The 21,047-nt window shown below is 71.1% G+C and carries 7 protein-coding genes; 5 read left to right on the top strand and 2 right to left on the bottom strand.

The window, feature by feature from the left end; genetic code table 11:
- Positions 1 to 163 precede the first annotated feature (163 nt).
- On the top strand, positions 164 to 1,216 hold the full coding sequence (locus tag ACWC2B_RS25690; RefSeq protein WP_450720435.1) for a chitinase: 1,053 nt from the start codon (positions 164 to 166) through the stop codon (positions 1,214 to 1,216).
- Positions 1,217 to 1,328: 112 nt separating this feature from the next.
- Here ACWC2B_RS25690 and ACWC2B_RS25685 read toward each other — a convergent pair whose 3' ends face one another.
- Positions 1,329 to 1,694 carry a luciferase domain-containing protein gene (locus tag ACWC2B_RS25685; protein WP_450720433.1) on the bottom strand — a complete coding sequence of 122 codons (366 nt, stop codon included), beginning with the start codon at positions 1,692 to 1,694 and terminating at the stop codon, positions 1,329 to 1,331.
- 222 nt (positions 1,695 to 1,916) lie between these two features.
- A complete protein-coding gene (locus ACWC2B_RS25680) occupies positions 1,917 to 5,267 on the bottom strand; it encodes an AMP-binding protein (protein ID WP_450720431.1) in 3,351 nt (1,116 codons plus the stop codon).
- Positions 5,268 to 5,751: 484 nt separating this feature from the next.
- Here ACWC2B_RS25680 and ACWC2B_RS25675 point away from each other — a divergent pair, with 484 nt between their 5' ends.
- The 4 genes from ACWC2B_RS25675 to ACWC2B_RS25660 are packed head-to-tail and all read left to right on the top strand — an operon-like array spanning position 5,752 to position 21,029.
- A complete protein-coding gene (locus ACWC2B_RS25675; protein ID WP_450720429.1) occupies positions 5,752 to 9,864 on the top strand; it encodes a non-ribosomal peptide synthetase in 4,113 nt (1,370 codons plus the stop codon).
- A complete protein-coding gene (locus tag ACWC2B_RS25670; protein WP_450720427.1) occupies positions 9,864 to 19,313 on the top strand; it encodes an amino acid adenylation domain-containing protein in 9,450 nt (3,149 codons plus the stop codon). The genes ACWC2B_RS25675 and ACWC2B_RS25670 overlap by 1 nt, the downstream gene beginning before the upstream one ends.
- On the top strand, positions 19,310 to 20,353 hold the full coding sequence (locus ACWC2B_RS25665; RefSeq protein ID WP_450720425.1) for a GSCFA domain-containing protein: 1,044 nt from the start codon (positions 19,310 to 19,312) through the stop codon (positions 20,351 to 20,353). The genes ACWC2B_RS25670 and ACWC2B_RS25665 overlap by 4 nt, the downstream gene beginning before the upstream one ends.
- Complete coding sequence (locus ACWC2B_RS25660; protein ID WP_450720423.1) at positions 20,319 to 21,029, top strand: hypothetical protein; 711 nt, start codon at positions 20,319 to 20,321, stop codon at positions 21,027 to 21,029. Before ACWC2B_RS25665 ends, ACWC2B_RS25660 begins: the two co-directional genes overlap by 35 nt.
- Positions 21,030 to 21,047: the final 18 nt, after the last annotated feature.

The following is a 21,047-nucleotide window of genomic DNA, read 5'->3' as shown; positions in this document are numbered from 1 at the left end:
GGCAACGCGGCATGGGGGTCCCCCCTGGCCCTTAAGGCCTTGGGGGAGTGCGTGCCAGACACCGCGGGCCCGGGCGGGGTTTAGACACAGGCTCTCAGGTCCCCCCACGGTCCAGGAGCCGTCGCGCCCCCACGCAGCCGCTCCCGGAGGCAAGGAGCACAGCATGATCGGTCGTACGTTACGTCTGCTGGGAGTCGGCCTGGTGCTGGCTCTCGCCGCGCAGGCCCCGGTGGCCGCGGCGCCGAATGCATCTCAGGCCGATACCTGCGCAATCAAGTCGAGGCCCTCGGGCAAGGTGCTCCAGGGGTACTGGGAGAACTGGGACGGAGCCGCCAACGGCGTTCATCCGCCGCTGGGTTGGATCCCTGTCACCGACTCCCGCATCAGCGGCCACGGCTACAACGTCATCAACGCGGCCTTCCCCGTGATCCGTTCGGACGGCACCGTGCTGTGGGAGGACGGCATGGACGCGACGGTGAAGGTGCCCACGCCCGCCGAGATGTGCCAGGCGAAGGCGTCCGGCCAGACGGTCCTCATGTCCATCGGCGGGGCCGCGGCCGGCATCGATCTCAGTTCGAGCGCCGTCGCCGACCGGTTCGTTGCGAGCATCGTGCCGATCCTCAAGCAGTACAGCTTCGACGGCATCGACATCGACATCGAGACCGGCCTGGTGGGCAGCGGGAACATCAACGCCCTGTCGGCCTCACAGGCCAACCTCATCCGCATCATCGACGGCGTCCTCGCACAGATGCCCGCGAACTTCGGCCTGACGATGGCCCCGGAGACGGCGTACGTCACCGGGGGCAGCGTGACGTACGGCTCCATCTGGGGCGCATACCTGCCCATCGTGAAGAAGTACGCGGACAACGGCCGGCTGTGGTGGCTGAACATGCAGTACTACAACGGCAGCATGTACGGCTGCTCCGGTGATTCGTACGAGGCCGGTACAGTCGCCGGGTTCACGGCGCAGACCACCTGCCTCAACAAGGGCCTCGTAGTACAGGGCACCACGATCAAGGTGCCGTACGACAAGCAGGTGCCGGGGCTTCCGGCCCAACCGGGCGCCGGGGGCGGCTATATGGCGTCCCATCAGGTTTCCCAGTCCTGGAATTCCTACAACGGTGCGCTCAAGGGCTTGATGACGTGGTCGATCAACTGGGACGGCTCGAAGAACTGGACGTTCGGCGACAACGTCAAGACGCTGCAAGGCCGTTGATGCCAGCGTGGCCCTGAGCCCCGCCCGGATTCGGTCGGGCGGCGGCATGGGGCCGGCCCGCATGTGGGTCAACCGCCCGCACATGTGGGCCGACCACACAGAACGGCGGCCCTCAGACCGGCCGGGGCCCATGTGGGAGGAACCGCCCGACCGCCCGCCGAGCAGCGGGGAACATACCCGTGGCCGGGAGTTCCAGGACGGTCCGCTCCGGCACGCGCTGGAGCGGACCGGCGGGGCGGTACCAGGTGCACGGGGAAGGGAGGAGGTTCGGCGGGCTGCCGGTGTGCGCCTTGAGGGCGACGCTGACCAGCGTGAGCAGCAGGTCCACATCCGAGTCGCAGTCGAGCAGTATGGTGACCCACGCCGACCCGGGCTTCAGACGTATCGCCGTGCTGTGCCGCAGCTCGGGGCGGAGCCGCTCGATCGCCATGTGGGTGAGGTGCAGGTCGGCCGCGAATCCGGAATGGAAATGCACCACTTCGTATTCCGACGTGAAAAGCGCCTCCCCCACTGCGCACCGGGGTGGGCCACTTACCAGGTTCGGCCATGATTGCAACTGGTCCATGGCGCGATGAGCCGCGGTCATGACGCCATCCTCGCGCACACTTCACCCGGAGGACCACCCCCATCCACCCACTGATGAGTTTCGTGGCCGATCCGCGCCCGATGACCTGTGGGCCCAGGCAATTCCCCGCGGTATTCACCTCTGATTCACCTTCTGTACAGGTGACTCATTCTGGCGGGTGAGCTCGGCCACGACCGCCGCGATCCCTTGCACGGTCGGGGTCTCGAAGTACGCGTCCAGAGGGACATCGACGCCCAGCCGGTCGAGGAGCCGGGCCGAGATCTGGGTCATCGTGATCGAGTGGCCTCCGAGGTCGAACAGGTCCTCGGTGTCGCCGACTTCGGGCAGCCGCAACACCTCGCACCACACCTCTCGTACCGCTTCCAGCGGGGTGTCCCCCGCCGTGGGTGACGGGGCGGGCGCGTCGGGTGGGGCGGGCAGGGAACCCCTGTCGAGCTTTCCGTTCGGCGTGAGGGGCAGGGCGTCGAGCGCGACGAGGACTTCCGGAACCATGTACGCCGGAAGCGACACCGCCAGAGCCCGCCGTACGACACCCGGGTCCGCGTCGCCGACGTGGTAGCCGACCAGGCGCCCATCCCGTACGGCTGCCGCGGCCCGGTCCACGCCGGGCACGGCGAGGAGCCTCGATTCGATTTCGCCGAGTTCGATCCGGTAGCCCCGGAGTTTGATCTGGTCGTCATTCCTGCCCAGGAACTCAAGGCGCCCGTCGTCCCGGTGGCGCACCCGGTCTCCGGTGCGGTAGATCCGGCTGCCGGGCGGCCCGAACGGGTCGGGCAGGAACCGCTCCCTGTCCAGGTCCGGCCGGCCGAGGTAGCCGCGGGCGAGCCCGGCCCCAGCTATGTACAGGTCGCCCGCCACACCCACAGGAACCGGCGCCAGGTGTGCGTCGAGCACATAGGTACGGGTGTTGGCCAGCGGCCGGCCGATCGTCACTCGATCCGGCTCCCTGGTGACGCCGTCCTCGGTGACGTCGCCCTCGGTGACGTCGCCCTCGGTGACGTCGCCCTCGGTGACGTCGCCCTCGGTGACGTCGCCGTGGATGACGTCACGCTCGGTGGCGTTGTCCATGGCGAGCCGCCCGTGCTCAGTGACGTCGTCCACGTCGAGGCCGTCCACCGCGAACTCGTCCGCTGTCGACCAGATGGTGGTCTCCGTCGGGCCGTACACGTTGATGAGCCGTCCGACCCTGGGCCGCAGTCTGCGCGCGAGCGTGGGCGGGAGGGCCTCGCCGCCGGTCAGCGCCGTGACGGCTGGGTCGTCGAAGCCGGCGTCGAGGAGCATTGCCCAGCCGGTCGGGGTGGCCTGGATGTGGGTGATGCCGTGCCGGGCGGCGAGTTCGCGCAGCGCCGTACCGTCGCACGTCTGGCTTTCGCCCGCCACGACCACCGTGGCCCCCGTGATCAGCGGAAGGAACAGCTCAAGCCCGGAGATGTCGAACGACATCGAGGTCAGAGCGAGCCACTTGTCGGCGGGCCCGGAGTCGAGCAGGTCACGCATCGACAGGAGGAGGTTGGTCAGCGAGTGGTGCTCGATCTGTACGCCTTTGGGACGGCCGGTCGAACCGGAGGTGTAGATGACGTACGCGAGGTCGGCCGGAGCGGCGGCCTGCCGGGGACGTCCGGCATCGCCACCCACACAAACTGACCCTTCGTCAATTGCCGACGTGTCGACACCTTCGACAAGGTCGGACTCACTCAGCTCCACAGCGGCATTCGAGTCCGTCGCGATGAACTCCACGCGTTCTGAGGGGTATTCAGGGTCCAGCGGAATGTATGCCGCCCCCGATTTGAGCACCCCGAGCAGCGCCACGCCAAGCCGCTCCGAGCGCTTCGCCCGTACGGTGACGAGGTCGCCGGGTCCGACGCCCTTGCCGCGCAACCGGTCCGCGAGGTGTTCGGACGCGGCGTCCAACTGGGCGTAGGTGAGATGGCGGTCGCCGTGTACGACGGCCACCGCGTCGGGCGTGCGGGCCGTCTGCTCCGCGAACAGTTCAAGGACCGTCTTCGCGGGCCGCTCCACGGCCGTGTCGTTCCACTCGGCGAGCAGGCGCTCGCGCTCATCGGCGTCGAGCAGGGGCAGGTGGGCGAGCGCGGTGTCCGGGTCGGCGGCCGCCCGGGTGAACAACGTCAGCCAGTGACGGGCGATGCTCCGCGGCGCATCGGGCCACGCATCCCGCTTCGGGCACTGGAGCAGCACACTCAACTCGCCCGGCGCATCGGCGACTTCGATACGCAGCGCGTTACGTGCCGTGTGGCTGGAGGGCGACCAGTCGGCCCGCGTCGTGAGCCCGGGGAAGTCGGGCACGGCGTCCGGGCGGCGGTACGACATCGAGACCTGGGCCAGCGCGACGCCCGGCTTCACCCCGACACCGACCCGCCCGAGCGGCACGTCCCGCACCGGGTACAGCTCGCGCAGCCCGGCGCGCACCGCGCGGGCGAACTCCCCGAAGGTCGCGTCGGCTTCCGGCATGGAGGAGAAGGGCAGCTCATTCACGTACACGCCGATACGGTCCCGCTGCTCGGGGGTGCGGGTGCCGAGGTCCAGCGCGGTGACCGGGGCGCGGTTGCCGTACCGGAACAGGAGTGCGTGCAGGGACGCCACGATCAGCTCGAAGCGGGTCACGCCGACCCGGCGCGCCACCGGGTCGAGGCGTTCGCGCAGCTCTTCGGGGAAGCGGAACTCCACCGAGTCGCCCTCGGCCACCCCGTGAGCGGGGCGCTCAAGCCCGGGCAGTACCACCTCGTCGTCGGTGAGCGGATGCCTGGCCCAATAGGCCTGTGCACAGGGCAAGTTGGCGGCGATCCGCTCCTCCTCGGCACCCGGCGGTTCGGCCGGGCGGAGTTCCGGGAGCCCGGCATCGACTCCCGTCGCCTCGGCCCGGTAGACCGCGGCGAGGTCGGCCAGGAGCAGGCCCATCGACTGCCCGTCGAAGACGAGGTGGTGGGCGACGACGAGCAACAGGTGCTCGCGCGGCCCGGCGCTCAGCAGCACCAGCCTGCACAGCGGCCCGCGGGCGAGATCGAAGGGCGCCACGATGTGCCGCCGCACCGCGCCCGGGACGTCCCGTTCGACGCCGTACCGCTCGACAACGAGCTCGGGCGACTGGGCGGCCGGAACCAGAAAAGGCGCACCTGCCCGGTCCTCGACAGCGCTGGTCAGCGCCTCGTGCCTGCGCACGATGACTGCGACGGCCCGCCGCAGCGCGGAAACGTCCAGATCGCCCTCGAAGCGTACGGAGAACGGAAGGTGATGAACCGTCAGACAGTTGTCGAACTGCTCGTTGAACCAGATGCCGCTCTGCGCGGCGGAGGCGGGACGCGGCGAAGTGAGACGCGGTCGGGTCTGGCACGCAGGGGCGGACTCGGACTCAGCGGCAGGGCGCGGCTCGGGGGCGGGCCCGGGACCGGACGCGGGGTTGGGCCCAGGATGGGACTCGGGATCGGACTCGGCAGGGGCTGCGGACATCGAACACGTCCTGTCACCGTCAATGCGGTCTCGGTAGCAAAGGCACATCCCCCGGGTACCGCGGCGGGAACAAGCCCCTCCGATCGGCTGACTCAATCTGCCTGATGCCGACGCGAATACGCAATAGCTTGATCAATCTCCTTAACTTCTCGCTACATCCACCCGGCCGGACCACACCGCCCCCGGAATGCCAGGCCTGGCACGCGAGTTGGGGCGGATCCGAACAGTCGACCATTGACAGGCTCGGCGGCACTGATCAATCATCGCGGTCAGACCAAACCGGCCGACGGTGCGAGTGCGGCCCTCGATCGCATGCCCCGACGGCGGCGGGAACTTCCCCCTCAGCTCCCCTGCGCCGGGCGACGATTTTCCCGACCCGCCGCATCACCCTGACCGAAATTCAGCAACCCCTGCGATCCCCCGCGACCTCCCGCGAACCCCTTGACCCCCTTGAACAAGCCTCCCGCAGAGGGGAAGAACCGCTGTGCCCGCGAACCGAACGACCCCCAATTCCCTTCCCGAGCAACCGCCTTCGGCCCCTAAGCAGAACGCACCCAAGCAGAACGCACCGAAGCAGGCTTCACAGAGCGCACCGAACTCGCAGACCTCGCAGAATTCACAGAACTCGGCGGTAACATCGGCGGTGACAAAGGTGGGCCGAACCGCACCGCCGGCTGCGTCCTTCGCACAGCAGAGGCTGTGGTTCCTGTCGCAGCTGCGGGGCGCGAGCGAGGCGTACCACATGCCGCTCTGGATGATGCTTCAAGGTGCCCTGGATCATGGGGCGTTGAGCCGTGCACTTGACGCGCTCGTCGCCCGGCACGAAGTACTGCGGACCCGCCTGGTCGCGGTGGCGGGCGAAGCCGTCCAGCGAGTCGATCCACCCGAAACGGGTTTCGCTCTCCTGCGACACGACCTCACCGGCCTGCCCGACGCGGACGAACAACTCGCGGCGCTGCAACGCGAGGAGGCCGCCGCTCCCTTCGATCTGGAGCGGGGACCCCTGATCCGGGGGCGCCTGGTCAGACTGGCGCCGCACAGACACGCCTTACTCCTGACGATGCATCACATCATCTCGGACGGCTGGTCGACGGGAGTGCTCACCCGCGAACTCGGCGCACTGTACGCCGCGTTCACCCAGGGTGAGCCCGACCCGCTGCCACCACTCGCCGTGCAGTACGCGGACTACGCCGCTTGGCAGCGCCGACTGCTGTCCGAGGGCGCGCTGGCCTCGCAGGCCGACTATTGGCGCGAGACTCTGAGGGGCGCTCCCGCGCTGCTGGAACTCCCCACCGACCACCCTCGCCCGGCAGAGCAGAATTACGGCGGCGGGAATGTTCGGATCAACTTCGGCGAAGAATTTACCGCCGCCCTCACCGCATTCAGTCGGCGTCATCGCAGCACCCTTTTCATGACCGTGCTGAGCGGCTGGGCCCTGGTTCTCTCCCGCCTTTCCGGCCAGCGGGACCTGGTGATCGGCACGCCCGTCGCCAATCGCCGTCGTACCGAACTCGAAGGCCTGATCGGCTTCTTCGTCAACACGCTTGCCCTGCGCATCGACCTTTCCGGCGCTCCTTCGGTGGCCGAGCTGCTCGGCCGCGTACGAGGTGCGACGCTGTCGGCCCTCAAGCACCAGGATCTGCCGTTCGAGCAGGTCGTCGAACTCGTCAATCCTCCCCGCACGCTCGCCCACACTCCCGTCTTCCAGACCATGTTCGCCTGGCAGAACAACGAGGAGGGCGAGGTGAAATTGCCGGGCATCGAGGTGGCTCCGCTGGATTCGCCGTCCACCGCCGCAAAATTCGATCTGGCGCTGTCCTTGGGCGAAGAGGACGGACGTGTGGTCGGCACGCTGGACTATGCCGACGCTCTTTTCGACGCCGAAACCGCCGAACGTCATGCCCGCCATTTGAAACGTGTTCTTGAGCAGATGATCGAGAGCCCCGAGCGGGAAGCGGCCACCCTGTCCCTGCTCGACGAGCGGGAGCGCCGGCAGCTGATCGTGGACTGGAACGACACTGCCCGGCCGGTGTCGGAGACCGGCCTGGTCGAACGCTTTGAGGACCAAGTACGTTCCAGACCAGGTCAGTTGGCCCTGCTCTGCGGCGACGAGCGGCTCGACTACGCCCGCTTGGACCGGCGGGCCAACCGGCTGGCCCACGCCCTGATCGCCCGCGGTGTCCGTAAGGATCAGGTGGTCGGCCTGCACACCGGGCGCTCGGCCGAGCTGGTGGTCGGCGTCCTCGGGATCCTCAAAGCCGGTGCCGCCTATCTCCCCCTCGATCCGGGACTGCCCGCCGAGCGCCTCGCCCACCTGGTGGCCGACGCGGCCCCGGCCCTGGTGCTGAGCGACGCGACGACACCGCCGGCCGGCTGGCAGTCACTGTCGGCGGTCGAAACCGAAGGCCGCAGCGACAACGCGCCCCGCGTCCCGGTCACCCCGGACGATCTCGCGTACGTCATCTACACCTCGGGTTCGACCGGCAGACCCAAGGGTGTCGCGGTGACACACGGCAACGTTGTCAACCTCTTCGACCACTGGCTGGCCCGGATGGGCTCCGCACCCGACGAGGCGGCATCCATGTGGTCGAGCATCGGCTTCGACGCCTCGGTGCACGAGATCCTGCTGCCGCTGACCAGCGGAGCCGCCCTGCACCTCGTACCCGAAGAACTGCGCGGCGACCCCGAGGCGCTCATGGACTGGTTGCGCACCCGCCGCATCGCGCAGGCCTTCCTGCCTCCCGCCTTCATCAAGTGGATCGACGAGGACCCGGAGCGCCGGCTCGCCGGCCTCGCGCTGCGCCGGCTCCTCACCGGCGTCGAGTCCCTGCCAGAGCAGGCCCTGCACCGCATGACACAGGCGCTGCCGGGGCTGCGCGTCCTGTACGGGTACGGGCCGACCGAGGCCACGCTCTACAGCACCGCCTACTTCGACCCACAGCCCCTGGCGCGGCAGTGCCCGATCGGCAAGCCACTGGCCAACACCCGGGTCTATCTCCTCGACGAGCACCTGGAACCGGTACCGATCGGCGTACCCGGCGAGCTGTACATCGGCGGCGCGGGCCTGGCCCGCGGCTACCTCGGCCGCCCGGATCTGACCGACGAGCGCTTCCTGCCGGACCCCTTCGTCCCCGGCGCGCGCGCCTACCGCACCGGCGACCTCGCGCGCTGGCTGCCCGACGGCAACGCCGAGTACGTCGGCCGCAGCGACCACCAGCTCAAGCTGCGCGGCTTCCGCATAGAACCGGCCGAGATCGAGGCCGCGTTGCTTGAGGAGCCCGGCGTGTACGAGGCCGCGGTGTTCGCCGACCGGCTCGCGACGGGCGAGCAGCGCCTGGTTGCCGCCGTCGGCCGCAGCGAGGGTGAGCCGCGCCTGCCCGCGCAGTGGCGCGCCGCCCTGTCACGACGGCTCCCCGACTACATGATCCCGGCGCTCTTCATCGAGCTGCCGCGACTGCCGGGAACCCCGAACGGCAAGCTCGACCGCACGGCCCTGCTCGAACTCGCCCACACGGGCGGACCCGCCCAGGTCAACCAGACAAGCCCGCGCGACCACATCGAGCTGACGCTCTATCACATATGGCAGCGCCTGCTCCTGCGGCCGGAGATCGGCATCGGCGACAACTTCTTCGACATCGGCGGGAGTTCGATCTCCGCGATCAAGATGGCGCACGCGATCCGCGAGGCGTTCGCCGAGTCCCTTCCGGTCCGCGACATCATCCAGCACCCCACCATCGAGGCGCTGGGCGGCCGACTGCGCGAAGGCGTCACCGGTCCGCCGCCGAGCAACCTGATCGAGTTCCGCGCGGGCGACGGCGCCGGGCGCGTGGTCTGCGTCCATCCGGCGGGCGGCACCGCGTTCTGCTACCTCTCGCTGGCCAAGTCGCTGCCGGATTCGTACGGCGTGTACGGAATCCAGTCGCCCGGGGTCAACCCGGGCGAAGCCTTCCTGCCCACGGTCGAGGCGATGGCCGAGGAGTACCTCCGCCTCATCGAGCCCCTCGCTGACGGGCCGCTCGTCCTGACCGGCCTTTCCTACGGTGGTCTGGTCGCCCACGAGATGGGCCGCCGTCTCGCGCTGGCCGGGCACCCCGAGCTGAGCGTGGTCCTGCTCGACACGCAGGCCACGGCCGATCCGGCGGAACAGGCGCTGGTCGAGCCGGTGGAGATGGCCGAGTTCCGCGACAAGCTCGTCAAGTTCAACGGGATGTACCCCGGCATCGAGGACCGCCAGATCGACCAGTACTTCCAGCTGTACAACCACAACCGGCTGACCGCCCGCGACCACCGGCCCGCGTCGACGTCCGCCCGGCTGGTCCTGGTCCAGGCTCTGGGCGGCACCCAGGATCCCCGATCCGCCGTCCAGGTACGGGAGTTCTGGGCCGACCACACCCGCGACGGCCTCGTCGTGGAACCGCTGGACTGCGACCACTGGGAGGTCCTGGAGCACCCCGCCCTGCCCCGAGTGGCAGCGCTCATCGACGCCGAGCTGGGGCGGCTGCGTAAAAGCGCGGCACGCCACCTCCCCTTCCCCGCGAGGACGCCCACGAGGCAGTCCACAAGCCAGTCCGCTTCGGCCCACGCCCAGGAGGCATGATGGCAGCCAGACCGGACGAATCCCTGTCCTCCTCCCCCTGCCTCACCGAGGACGACACCCCGGCCCTCTCCGCCGCCGGCCTCGCCGAGAGCGTGCTCGCGCAGGTGGGCCGCACCCCGGACGCGGTCGCCGTCGTCGATGGTGAGCGCTCCCTCACCTACGCGGAGCTCGACACCGCGAGCGCGTCGGTCGCGCGGGTCCTCGGCCGCCGCGGGGTGCGCCCCGGCCAGGCGGTGGCCGTGTGCCTGCCGCGCTCCTGGCGGCTGGTCTGCGTCATGCTCGGGATCCGGCGGCTCGGCGCGGTGGTGGTGCCGCTCGACGCGCAGAGCCCGCCCGACCGCCGCAGCCACATCCTGGCCGACTCCGCGAGTGTCGCGGTGGTCCACGGCCCGGGGTCTCAACTGACCGATGACGTATGCCAGTTGAGTGCCGAAGATCTGCTGCACGAGAGCGACGGGGAGAGACCCGAGCTGCCGCACGACACGGCTCCGGCGTCGCCCGCCCCCGCGCCCCCGCCCCTCTCCTCGCTCTCCTCCTCCTCGCCCTCGTTCCTCTTCTACACCTCCGGCACCACGGGCCGCCCCAAGGGCGTCGAGGTGCGAGATGCCGGGATCCTGCGCCTCGCGCGCCCCGGCTACATCGAGCTCGACCCGGCCGCGCGCTACGCCTGCCTCTCCAACCCCGCCTTCGACGCGCTGAGTTTCGAGGTCTGGGTGCCGCTGCTGACCGGCGGCTGCTGCGTGATCCTCGACGACGCGACCGCCCAGACGCCGCACCTCCTCGCGGCAGCCCTGGAGGCACAGCGCATCGACACCGCGTTCATCACCGTCGCGCTGTTCAACGCGGTGGTCGACCGGATGCCGCACTGCTTCGCCGGGGTCGGTCAGGTCCTGGTGGGCGGGGAGCAGCTCAACGCGCGGCTGATCCGGCGCTGGTACCGCGACAACGCCGGCAGCACGACCCGGCTCTACAACGTGTACGGCCCCACCGAGTCCACCACCTTCGCCCTCTGCCATCCCATCCCGCGCGACTTCCACGACCACGTGGTGCCGATCGGGCGCGCCCTGCCCGGCACGTCCGCCGTGGCGGTGGTCTACGGATCCGGACCGGCCGAGCCGGGCCAGGTGGCCGAACTCCTGCTCTCCGGCGAGGGGTTGGCCATCGGGTACCGCAACCTTCCCGAGGAGACGGCCCGCCGTTTCGTCCGGCTGCCGTGGCTCGGCGACGTCCGCCACTACCGCACCGGCGATCTGGTCCGCCCGCATGCCGACGGCGGCTTCAGCTATGTGGGACGCGCCGACCGGCAGGTCAAAGTGCGCGGATTCCGCATCGAACCCGGCGAGCTGGAGCGGCAGATCGTCGCCCATCCCGCGGTACGCCAGGCCTACGTCTGCACGCGCCGCGACCCCGAAAGCGGCGCGAACGAGCTCCTCGCCCATGTGGTGCTCGGAGCCGACCTGTCGCACGACGAGTTCGACCGGCACCTCGCGAACGGCCTGCCCTCCTACATGCGGCCCCATCGAGTCCACCTGGTCGACGAGCTGCCCCTCAACGCCAACGGCAAGGTCGACCAGGCCGCGCTGCTGTCCGGCGGAACCCCGCCCTGGCGCGCCGATACGGCGTCGGTGGCCACAACTCCCCACCAGCAGGCCGTACTCGACATGGCCTCGCGCATCCTCGACGTACCCGGGCTGCGCCTCGGCGACAGCTGGATCGCCAATGGCGGGGACTCCCTCAAGGCCCTGCGGCTGCGTTTCGAGATTCGCCGTCAGTGGGGCTGCGAACTGGCCCCGTCCGTGGTGCTGCGAGGCGACTTCGAGCAACTGGCCGCCGCCATCACGCCGGGCCGCCCGCAGGAATCCCTCTACCCGGTGCCCGCCGCTCCCGCGGGTGCGCGTTCGGCGCCGGCCACCTCCGAGCAGCAGCGGCTCTGGCTGCTGCAACAGCGGGATCCGGGCTCCAGCGCGTACAACGTCGGCCTCGCCTTCCGCCTGGAGGGGGTGCTCGACACCGCCGCGCTGCGGCAGGCGCTCAGCCGGCTCGTGGCACGCCACCCAGCCCTGCGCACCGCCTTCGCACCCACGCCCGAGGGGCTGACGCAGCAGGTCGCGGAGGCGTACGACCCGTGGCTTGAGGCGGACCCCGAGCCGGCCTCGGACTGGCGCGCCTTCGCCCGCCAGCTCTTCTCGACGCCCTTCGACCTGGCGGACCCGCACCTCGTGCGGGCGTGCCTGCTGCCGGAGGGCGAAGGCGGTGTACTGCTGCTCCAGTTGCACCACATCGCGGTCGACGGCTGGTCGCTCAACGTCATCTTCCGCGAGCTCTCGGCCGACTACGCGGCCGCACTGACCGGGGATCCGATACCGGAGGAGGACGCTCCCCCCACACCGCTCGACTACGCCGCGTGGCAGTCCGACTGGTTCGGGAGCGCCGCGTACGCCGACCAACGCCGTTCGCTCGCACGGCAGTTGGGTGCTGTCGAGACTCAGGACGCGCCGCTGGTGCCGCTCCGCCCCCGCTCCTCCGGCCGGCTCCATCGCGCCTCGCTCGACCCCGGTCGTCGCGCCACCCTCGACCGGCTGAGCGCCGAGCTGGGGCTCACCCGCTTCCAGGTGCTGCTCAGCGTCTTCGCCTGGAGCCTGTACGGCGTGACCGGGCGGGCGCGCCCGAGGATCGCGGGGCCGGTGGCCAACAGGCCGGTGCAGGAGTTCGAGTCCTGTGTGGGCATGTTCGCCAACACCGTTCTCCTGCCGCTCGGTTCGGCGCCGGGGGAGACTCTGCGTCGCCAGCTCGTACGCCAGGCCGCCGACATTCAGGCCGTGCTCGACCGGCAGGGCGTGGCGCTGGCCGACGCCCTGGTCGACCGGGGTGTGCACCCCGACGGCCCACCCTTCGACTTCATGTTCGTACTCGAAAACACGGACTTCGGCGCGCTGGCGCTGCCCGGCTGCGCCGCCCGGCCGCAGTGGCTCGCCCCGGCCGATGCCAAATGCCCCCTCACCCTGTCCGTGGTCGAGCGCGAGAGCGGTTTCGACTGCCTGTGGGAGTACGCCGACGACCACTTCGACGAGGACGAAGTGCGGGCGATGGCCGAGCTGTTCGGACGCGGCCTCGACAGCCTGGCGGCCGGTTCCGGCGATCCGACCCTGGCGGACCTGGTGGCCCCCTACCGACGCGGCCTGCCGGACCCCGGCATCGGCGCCGCGACTCTCCTCTCCTTCACCACCGTCGCCGAAGGCTTCGCCCGACAAGCCCGGCTGTCGCCGCACGCACCCGCACTCGTGACGCCCGATCGCAGCGTCAGTTATGCCCAACTCGGCGTCTACGCAGCTGCGTTGGTGTTCGAGTTGCAGTCACGGTTCCCGCTGCCTCAGGCGCCCGGCGGTGCGGCCGGCAGTGTCGCCCTGCACTTCGAGCCGTCGGTCGAGCACGTCGTGGCGCTGCTCGCGCTCGCGCGGCTCAACCTCACCGCCGTGCCGCTCGACCCGGCCTATCCACCGGCACTGCTGCGGCAGATCCTCGATCAGGTGCGGCCCCTGTGCGTCCTGGTCGCGCCGGCCGGCGAGGCCGCCGTCGACGCGATCGCCTCCGACGGGCTCGTACGGCACGTCGTGACGCTGTCGACCGCCGCGGCGCCCGCGCTGCCGCCGCACGACGGGGTCCGGCCGCTGTACACGTTGTTCACCTCCGGCTCCACGGGCACCCCCAAGGGCGTCCAAGTCCCCGACCGCACGCTGTGCAACCTGCTGCACTGGCAGAGCGAGGCGGGCGGACTCGCCGGGGGTGCCGTCACGCAGCAGTTCTCCATGCTGTCCTTCGACGTGTCGTTCCAGGAGATCTTCACGACCCTGTGCGGCGGCGGGACCCTGCACTTGGCGCGACCGGGCCTGCGGCAGGACGCGCCGGCTCTGCTGGACCAGCTCGAAACGGCGGGCGTCGAGCGGATCTTCCTGCCTTACGTCGCCCTGCAACTGCTCGCCGAACACGGCGTCCGGCTCGGCCGTCACCCCTCGAAACTCCGCGAAGTGGTCACCGCGGGCGAGCAGTTGCTGTGCACGGACGCCATCCGCCGATGGTTCGCCGGGATGCCCGGCGCGCGGCTCTTCAACCACTACGGGCCGACCGAGACGCATGTGGTCAGCGCCCTGTGCCTCGAAGGCGACCCCGAGCACTGGCCGGCTCGTCCCGCCATCGGCCGCCCCGTCGCCGGAGCCCGGCTGCGGGTGGTGGACGAGCACGACGAAGCCGTGCCGCCAGGGTCGTCCGGCCGTCTCCTCATCGGCGGCCCGATGGCCGCGCCCTGCTACCTGGGCGACGCCGCGCTCAACGAGTCCCGCTTCGTCGAGCTGCCGGGACTCGGCCGCTTCTACCGCAGCGGCGATCGGGCCCGCTTCGACCGCCAGGGCCTGCTCCACTACCTGGGCCGAGACGACCAGCAGATCAAACTCAGCGGCCACCGGCTTGAGTTGGGCCAGATCGAGTCGGCGCTCCTTCGCTGTCCCGGCGTCGTCAACGCGGTGGTGGTGCACGACGGCGAGCGCCTGGTGGCCTGCTTGCAGTGCCGCGGCGAGTCGCCCACACCGGAGAGCCTCGCGAGCCATCTGGCGACGCTGCTCCCTCCGTACGTTCGGATCGACCGGTTCCGGCGGCTCGACGCGCTGCCGCTGACGCCCAGCGGAAAGCTCGACCGGCGTACGGTCCTGTCCGCGCCCGGCGAGGAGCTGCGCCCGCGCGCCGTCGCGGCGCCCGTCCTGTCGGCGCGCGAGTCACGGCTCAGCGAGCTGTTCCAGGGGGTGACGGGCCGGCCGATCGACCCCGGGCAGCGCTTCTTCGACGCGGGCGCCTCCAGCCTGGACCTGATGCGCTTCCATCTGCGCTGCACCGCCGAACCCGGCCCGCAGTTCACGATCCCGGACCTGTTCGAGCACGTCACCATACGGAGCCTCGCGGGCTTCCTCGACGGGCGCGCGGGAGAGACCGCACCGGGCCCGCGAGGGGCCGCACGGAGCTCCGACCGTACGCACCCGGCTGACGAACCCGTCGCCGTCATCGGCATGGCGGTCCGGCTTCCCGGAGCCGACGACCTGGACTCCTTCTGGGAGTTGGTGACATCCGCAGGACGCGGCATCGAGCACTTCGACGCGGCCGAGGGACTGGTCGGGGCCCGGAGTCAGATGGCGGGGCTGCTCGATTTCGATCCGGAGCACTTCGGCATCAGCCGCCATGACGCCCGCCTGATGGATCCGCAGCAGCGGCACCTCCTGATGAGCTCCGTGCAGGCGCTGGCCCATGCCGGGATCGCCGATCCGGGCGGGCGGCGCATCGGGATCGTCGCGGGCTGCGGCGAGAACACGTACTTCCAGAGCCTGCTCCGCGAGGCCGATCCCGAGCGGCTGCCCGACGGATTCCAGCTCGCCCTGCACCACGACAAGGACTTCCTGACGACCAAGGTGGCCTACCACCTCGATCTGTCGGGTCCGGCCTTCACCGTGCAGGCCGCCTGCGCCAGTTCGCTCGTGGCGGTACATGTCGCCGTCGGGCTCCTGCGTCAGGGTGAGGCCGAACTCATGCTGGCGGGAGGCGTGTTGGTCGACACCCTGCTGAGCGACGGCTACGCCTACCGGCCGCAGCACATCTTCTCCCCCGACGGCCACTGCCGCCCGTTCAGCGACGACGCCGACGGCACCATCGGGGCGAGCGGAGTCGGCGTCGTGGTGCTGAAGCCGCTGCGGCTCGCGCGGCGCGACGGCGACACGGTGTACGCGGTGATCACCGGCTCGGCGGTGAACAACGACGGTGCGGGGAAGCTCAGTTACAGCGCTCCCTCGCTCGCCGGGCAGCGCGAGGTGATCCGCGCCGCCCTCGGCCGCAGCGGCCGCACCGGCGCCGACCTCGGCTATGTCGAAGCCCACGGCACCGGTACCCGGCTCGGCGACCCGGTGGAGGCCGGCGCGCTGCGCCAGGCGTACGGCCTCGACCCCGCCGAGCTCGACGCCGCGGAGGGGCAGCGCTGCGCACTCTCGTCGGTGAAGAGCCAGCTGGGGCATCTGGGTGCGGCGGCGGGCGTGGTGGGCCTGGTGCGGGCCGCCCTCGCGGTCCACCACGGAGTGATCCCGCCGACCGTCGACTTCCGACGGCTCAATCCGCGGATCGGCCACGATCCGGCCCCGTTCTACATCCCGACCCGGGCCCGGCCCTGGCCCGCCGGCCGGCCCCGGATCGCCGCGGTGAGCAGCTTCGGCATCGGCGGAACCAATGCTCATCTGGTGCTCGAACAGGCCGAGCCCGCCGGGGAGTTGAGCACTTCCGGGCATGATGCCCTTCTCCTCTCCAGCCGCAGCGAGGCGGCGCTGCGTATCGACGCCCGGCGCATCGCCGGCCACCTCGAATCCCGGCCCGAGCAATACCGGGCCGTACTGCGGCACCTCCAGGCCGGGCGGCCGGCGCATCGGTACCGGGCGGGGGCGGTGTGCCCGGACGCGGCTGCCGCCTCGGCCTGGCTGCGTACCGCCGCAGGGGTCGGCGTGGTGCCGAGCGGGCGGACCTGCCGGGCCGAAGACCTGGCGGCCTCGGACGTCGTGGCCGCCTGGCTCGCCGGTGACGCGGTCGAGTGGCCGCCGGGGCCGGCCCAGGCACCCTGGGACTTCCCGCCGCCCGCTTTCGACCTGGCGGCGTACGACTTCCCGCGGGCGGAGGCGGATCGCCGGCCGCAGCGGTCGCGAGGCGAGGCCGAAACCGCTTCCGGGCCGCCGCAGTACCGGGCGGAGACCGCGGCCGAAGCCAGGCCGCACCGGATCCTGGCGGAGGCCGGGACAGACCCCCGGCCGCATCGGTCCCGACCGGAAGCCGATCCCGGGACCTGGCCGCAGCGGCTGCCCGAGGAGGCGTGGCTGCACCAGCCGCATTGGGTGCGACGGAGCCGTGCCGTATCCGCGCCAGGGACGCCCGGGCTGCTCGTGGTGATGACCGCGGGACCCCTGGCGGCCGAGGCGCTGCACGCCTTGCGAACCGGCGGTGGGCGGGTCGTACGGGTCGAGGCGGCCGACGCGTTCGCGCGGCTTGCGGACGATCGCTTCGAGGTCGACCCAGCCGATCCGGCGTCGCTGCGGCGGCTGCTCGACGCGCTGCCGGACATGGCCGGGGCGCGCGTCGACTGGCTGCACGCGCTGCCGCTGGCGGTCGACGGGGAGGTCGGCGTGGACGCGATGGAGCGTGCCCGCTGGGCCTGCCTCGACGCGCCGGCGGCCCTCCTCCAGGCGCTGGCGGGCTTCCCCGACGCCGGACGCATCCGGCTCTGGTGGCTCTCGTACGAGGCCCAGCCTGTCGAACGGGACGTCGAACGACCGGAGTTGGGGCTCCTCGCCGGGGTGTGCGAGGTGGCGCCGCAGGAGTACGGGGTGGACGGTCGCTGGATCGATCTGCCGAGCAGTGATCCCGCCGAATGGGCGGCGCCGCTCGCGGCGGTGCTCGCCCAGGACGCCTCCTCGCTGCCTCGGCGGCTCGCCCTGCGGCAGGGCTACTGGTGGCAGCAGGCGCTTCTGAAAGTGACCGCCACCGAGACGGCTGACGCGCCGGAGGCAGCCCACGGGGTCCATCTCGTCCTTGGCGGCACCGGGGGCATCGGTGCGGGCATCGCGGCCTGGCTGCTCTCGCAGTCCGCGCGCCGGGTGATCCTGCTGGCCCGGCGACCCCGGCTGCCCGACAGCCTCGCGCCGTGGGCGGACCGCGTCGAGCTGATCGCCGCCGACCTGGCCGAGGAGGACCCGCGGGCCATCCTGGCCCGCATCGACCGGCTCGGCCATCGCATCGACGGGGTGGTCCACGCGGCGGGCATGCCGGGCGGCGGTCTGATCGGCGGGCGGGACGGCACTGCGATGCGGGCGGCCACCGCGGCCAAGCTGGGTGGCGCGCTGCTGGTCGAGCGGCTCATCGCGCAGCGCCGGCCGCGCTTCGCGGCGTACTGCTCGTCGATGTCGGCCCTGTTCGGCGGGGTCGGCCAGTTCGACTACGCCGCGGCGAACGGCCTCCTCGACGGCTTCGCACGCCATCGGGGCGGCCCCTCGGAGAGCACCGTACGGATCGGCATCGGCTGGGACGTCTGGAACGAGGCCGGCATGGCGCGCGACGCCCTCGCCACCGACCGGCGCCATCAGGCACACCTGGCGGTCGGCCTGACGCTCAAGGAAGGGCAGCGCCTCTTCGGCAGGGTCCTGCGCCTCCAGCTGCCCCAACTCCTCATATCGACCACGGACGTTGAGGAGTCGAGCGCGTTCTATGGTGGGGAAGCGCACGCCTCCCGCAAGGCGCCCGGCGACGCTCAGAGGGAGGAATCCGCATCCATCGCCGAGCTGCTCACGGTCTGGCTGTGTGAATGGCTGGGTGTGGACGAGGTCGATCCGGAGGTCTCCCTCTACGACTACGGCGCCGACTCCCTCACCATGCTCGACGTCATCAGCAAGGTGAAGCGGCACTGCGGGACCGACCTCGAACTGTCCCAGCTCAGCCACGAGGCGAGCCTGTCCGAGATCCTCGGCCTGCTCGATCAGGACGAGCCGCTTGATCAGGACGAGCAGGTCGACGGCGGCCCGGTGCCGGTGGAGGTCTGGCAGCGCGGCACCGGGCGCGAAGTGGTGTGTCTGGTGCATCCGGTCGGCGGCGACATCCAGGCGTACCGGGCGCTGGTCCCGGTGCTCGATCCGCGCTTCACCGTCTGCCTGATCGCGGACCCGGCGCTGCGCGAGGCCGTGCCGTCGCCGTGGTCCCTGGCCGAGCGGGCCCGGCACTACCACGCCGCTCTCCAGGCCCGCTTCCCGCACGGCCTCTGGTACTGGCGCCTGGCGGGCTGGTCCTTCGGCGCCTGGGTCGCGCACGGGATGGCCGTCGAGGCGGAGTCGGCCGGGCGGCCCGTCGAGGGGCTCTATCTGCTCGACCCGCCGCCGCCCGACGCCGGCCCGCGCTTCGAGGCGTACGACGGCACCCAGTTGGAGGCGGTCTTCGTCCACGAGCTGGGCCAGGGGAACACCGCGGCCCCCGCGAGCGAGGAGGCGCTGGCGTACGCGGAGCGGCTCGCGCGCTGCTGCCGGGCCAATCTGGCGAGCATGGCGCGGCACGAACTGCCGCCGCTCCCCCGCACCCCGACCCGGCTGTGGCTGGCGACCAGACCGGTGCCGGGGCTCCCGGACCTGGGCTCGCCCGATCATCAACTGGAGCTGTGGCATGGCCAGTTGACACTCTCCAGCGACGGGGAGCTTCTTGACACCACCCATTACGACCTCGTACGGCCGCCGCACGTGCAGACCATCGCGCGGACGATCAACGCGGAGCCCCCGCCCACGCCCACGTCTCCCCCGTCCCTCTCATCTCCTCCAACTCCTACGTCACCGGCGCCTCCTTCACCTTCTACGTCTCCTTCATCTCCTTCGTCCGACGAGTCGAGGCCCACACCATGAACCCGTACTCATCGCTGCCCGCCCGCTCGTTCTGGCGTACCGCCGTCGCCGAGCCGGACCCGATGGACATCGACGGGCTGTGGAGCCCCAAGTTCGCCGTGGGCCAGGACGACGTCGTCCTCACCGCCGGGTCCTGCTTCGCCCGGCACATCGGGCGCGCCCTGGTCGAGCGCGGCATGAACTGGCGCGAGGCCGAGCCCGCGCCGCCGGGGCTCAGCGAAGCCGAGCGGCAGGCCCGGCACTACGGGGTGTTCTCGTTCCGCACCGGCAACGTCTACACCGCCGCGATGCTCAGACAGTGGCTGAGCTGGGCGTACGGCGAGACCGACGCACCTGAGGGGGTCTGGCGCGAGGACGGCCGCTTCTTCGACGCGTTCCGGCCGAGCGTCGAGCCCCATGGCCATGCCTCGGCCGAGGAGGTGCTTACGGCCCGCGAGGCGACGCTCGCCGCGATCCGTGCCGCCGTCGCCGAGGCGAACTGCCTCGTCTTCACGCTGGGCCTGACCGAGGCCTGGCGGGACCGCACACATGGCACGGTCCATCCGGTGTGCCCCGGCACCGTACGCGGCACGTTCGACCCCGAACAGCAGGTGTTCCACAACTACACCTTCGCCCAGGTCCACCACGACCTGTCCGCGGCGATCGGTCTTGCCCGCGCCGCCAATCCGGGGCTGCGCGTCCTGCTCACCGTTTCCCCGGTGCCGCTGACCGCGACCGCGACAGGGAGCCACGCGCTCACCGCGACGACGTACTCCAAGTCCGTACTGCGCGCGGTGTCCGGGCAGTTGGCCGAGGAGTGCGCGTACGTCGACTACTTCCCGGCGTACGAGATGGTCACCGGCTTCCCGTTCAAGGCGGCCTTCTTGGAGCCGAACCTGCGCACGGTCACCCCCGAGGGCGTCGCCTTCGTCATGGGCCGCTTCTTCGACGCGCTCGCCCGTCGCCCGGCCGAGCCCCCGGCGGACCGCGCCGTCCGGCCCCGAGCGGGAGAGGACCTCTGGTGCGATGACGCCGTACTCGACTACTACAACCCCCGCTAGTGCACCAACCACCCCTAGATTCCTGCTACTTGGTGATTCTCACGCGGGGCCGATCGGCCGGGCCGCCAAGGGGGCCGGAATCCCCTTCCAGGGTGGGCCGGTCGGGGCCGGGCGGGAGTTCAACGCGGAGTTCTTCGATGCCCGCGGGGACGACGTCGTCTTCCGCAAGGCCGAGGCGGACGCGCTCTACCGGAGGTTCCTGGCCGGGCTGGGCGTCGCCCACCTGGGCGGAATCGGTGTCCCGCTGGTGTGCACCTTCGGGTTCAGCGCGCACTTCCTCGCCACCATCGAGAACTGGCGGATCTACCGGGTCCCCGGCGGCGGCTTCCCGGCGGGCTTCCTGTCGAGCGGCCTCTTCGACGCCGTCATCCGCGCCACGGTGCGCGACGCGCTCGCCTTCTACGGCCATGCGCGCGCCCTGGGCCTCCGGGTCCTCGCGGTGATGCCGCCGCAGCGCGTGCCCGGCCTGTCCGACCCGGCCGTCTTCATGGCGGCCCAGGAAACCGTCCGCCGGGCGCTCGTCGAACTCGGTGTGGACATCGTCGACCTGCGCTCACGCGTCGCTGATGAACGGGGAGTGCAGCGAGCCGAGTTCTGCGAGCCCGACGACACCATCCACGGCAACCTCGCCTTCGGCCGGCTGATCCTGGCGGACCTGCTGGCGCGAGGCCTCTGAACGACGACCCCCACCCCC

This window comes from Streptomyces sp. NPDC001415 (genome assembly GCF_053597395.1).
Note: the sequence above shows the minus strand (reverse complement) of the source record. Positions and strands in the feature narration are given on the sequence as shown.

Coding starts and splice junctions, on each gene's coding strand:
- ACWC2B_RS25690 (WP_450720435.1), top strand. CDS start 164: ATGATCGGTCGTACGTTACGTCTGCTGGGAGTCGGCCTGGTGCTGGCT.
- ACWC2B_RS25680 (WP_450720431.1), bottom strand. CDS start 5,267: ATGTCCGCAGCCCCTGCCGAGTCCGATCCCGAGTCCCATCCTGGGCCC.
- ACWC2B_RS25670 (WP_450720427.1), top strand. CDS start 9,864: ATGGCAGCCAGACCGGACGAATCCCTGTCCTCCTCCCCCTGCCTCACC.
- ACWC2B_RS25665 (WP_450720425.1), top strand. CDS start 19,310: ATGAACCCGTACTCATCGCTGCCCGCCCGCTCGTTCTGGCGTACCGCC.
- ACWC2B_RS25660 (WP_450720423.1), top strand. CDS start 20,319: ATGACGCCGTACTCGACTACTACAACCCCCGCTAGTGCACCAACCACC.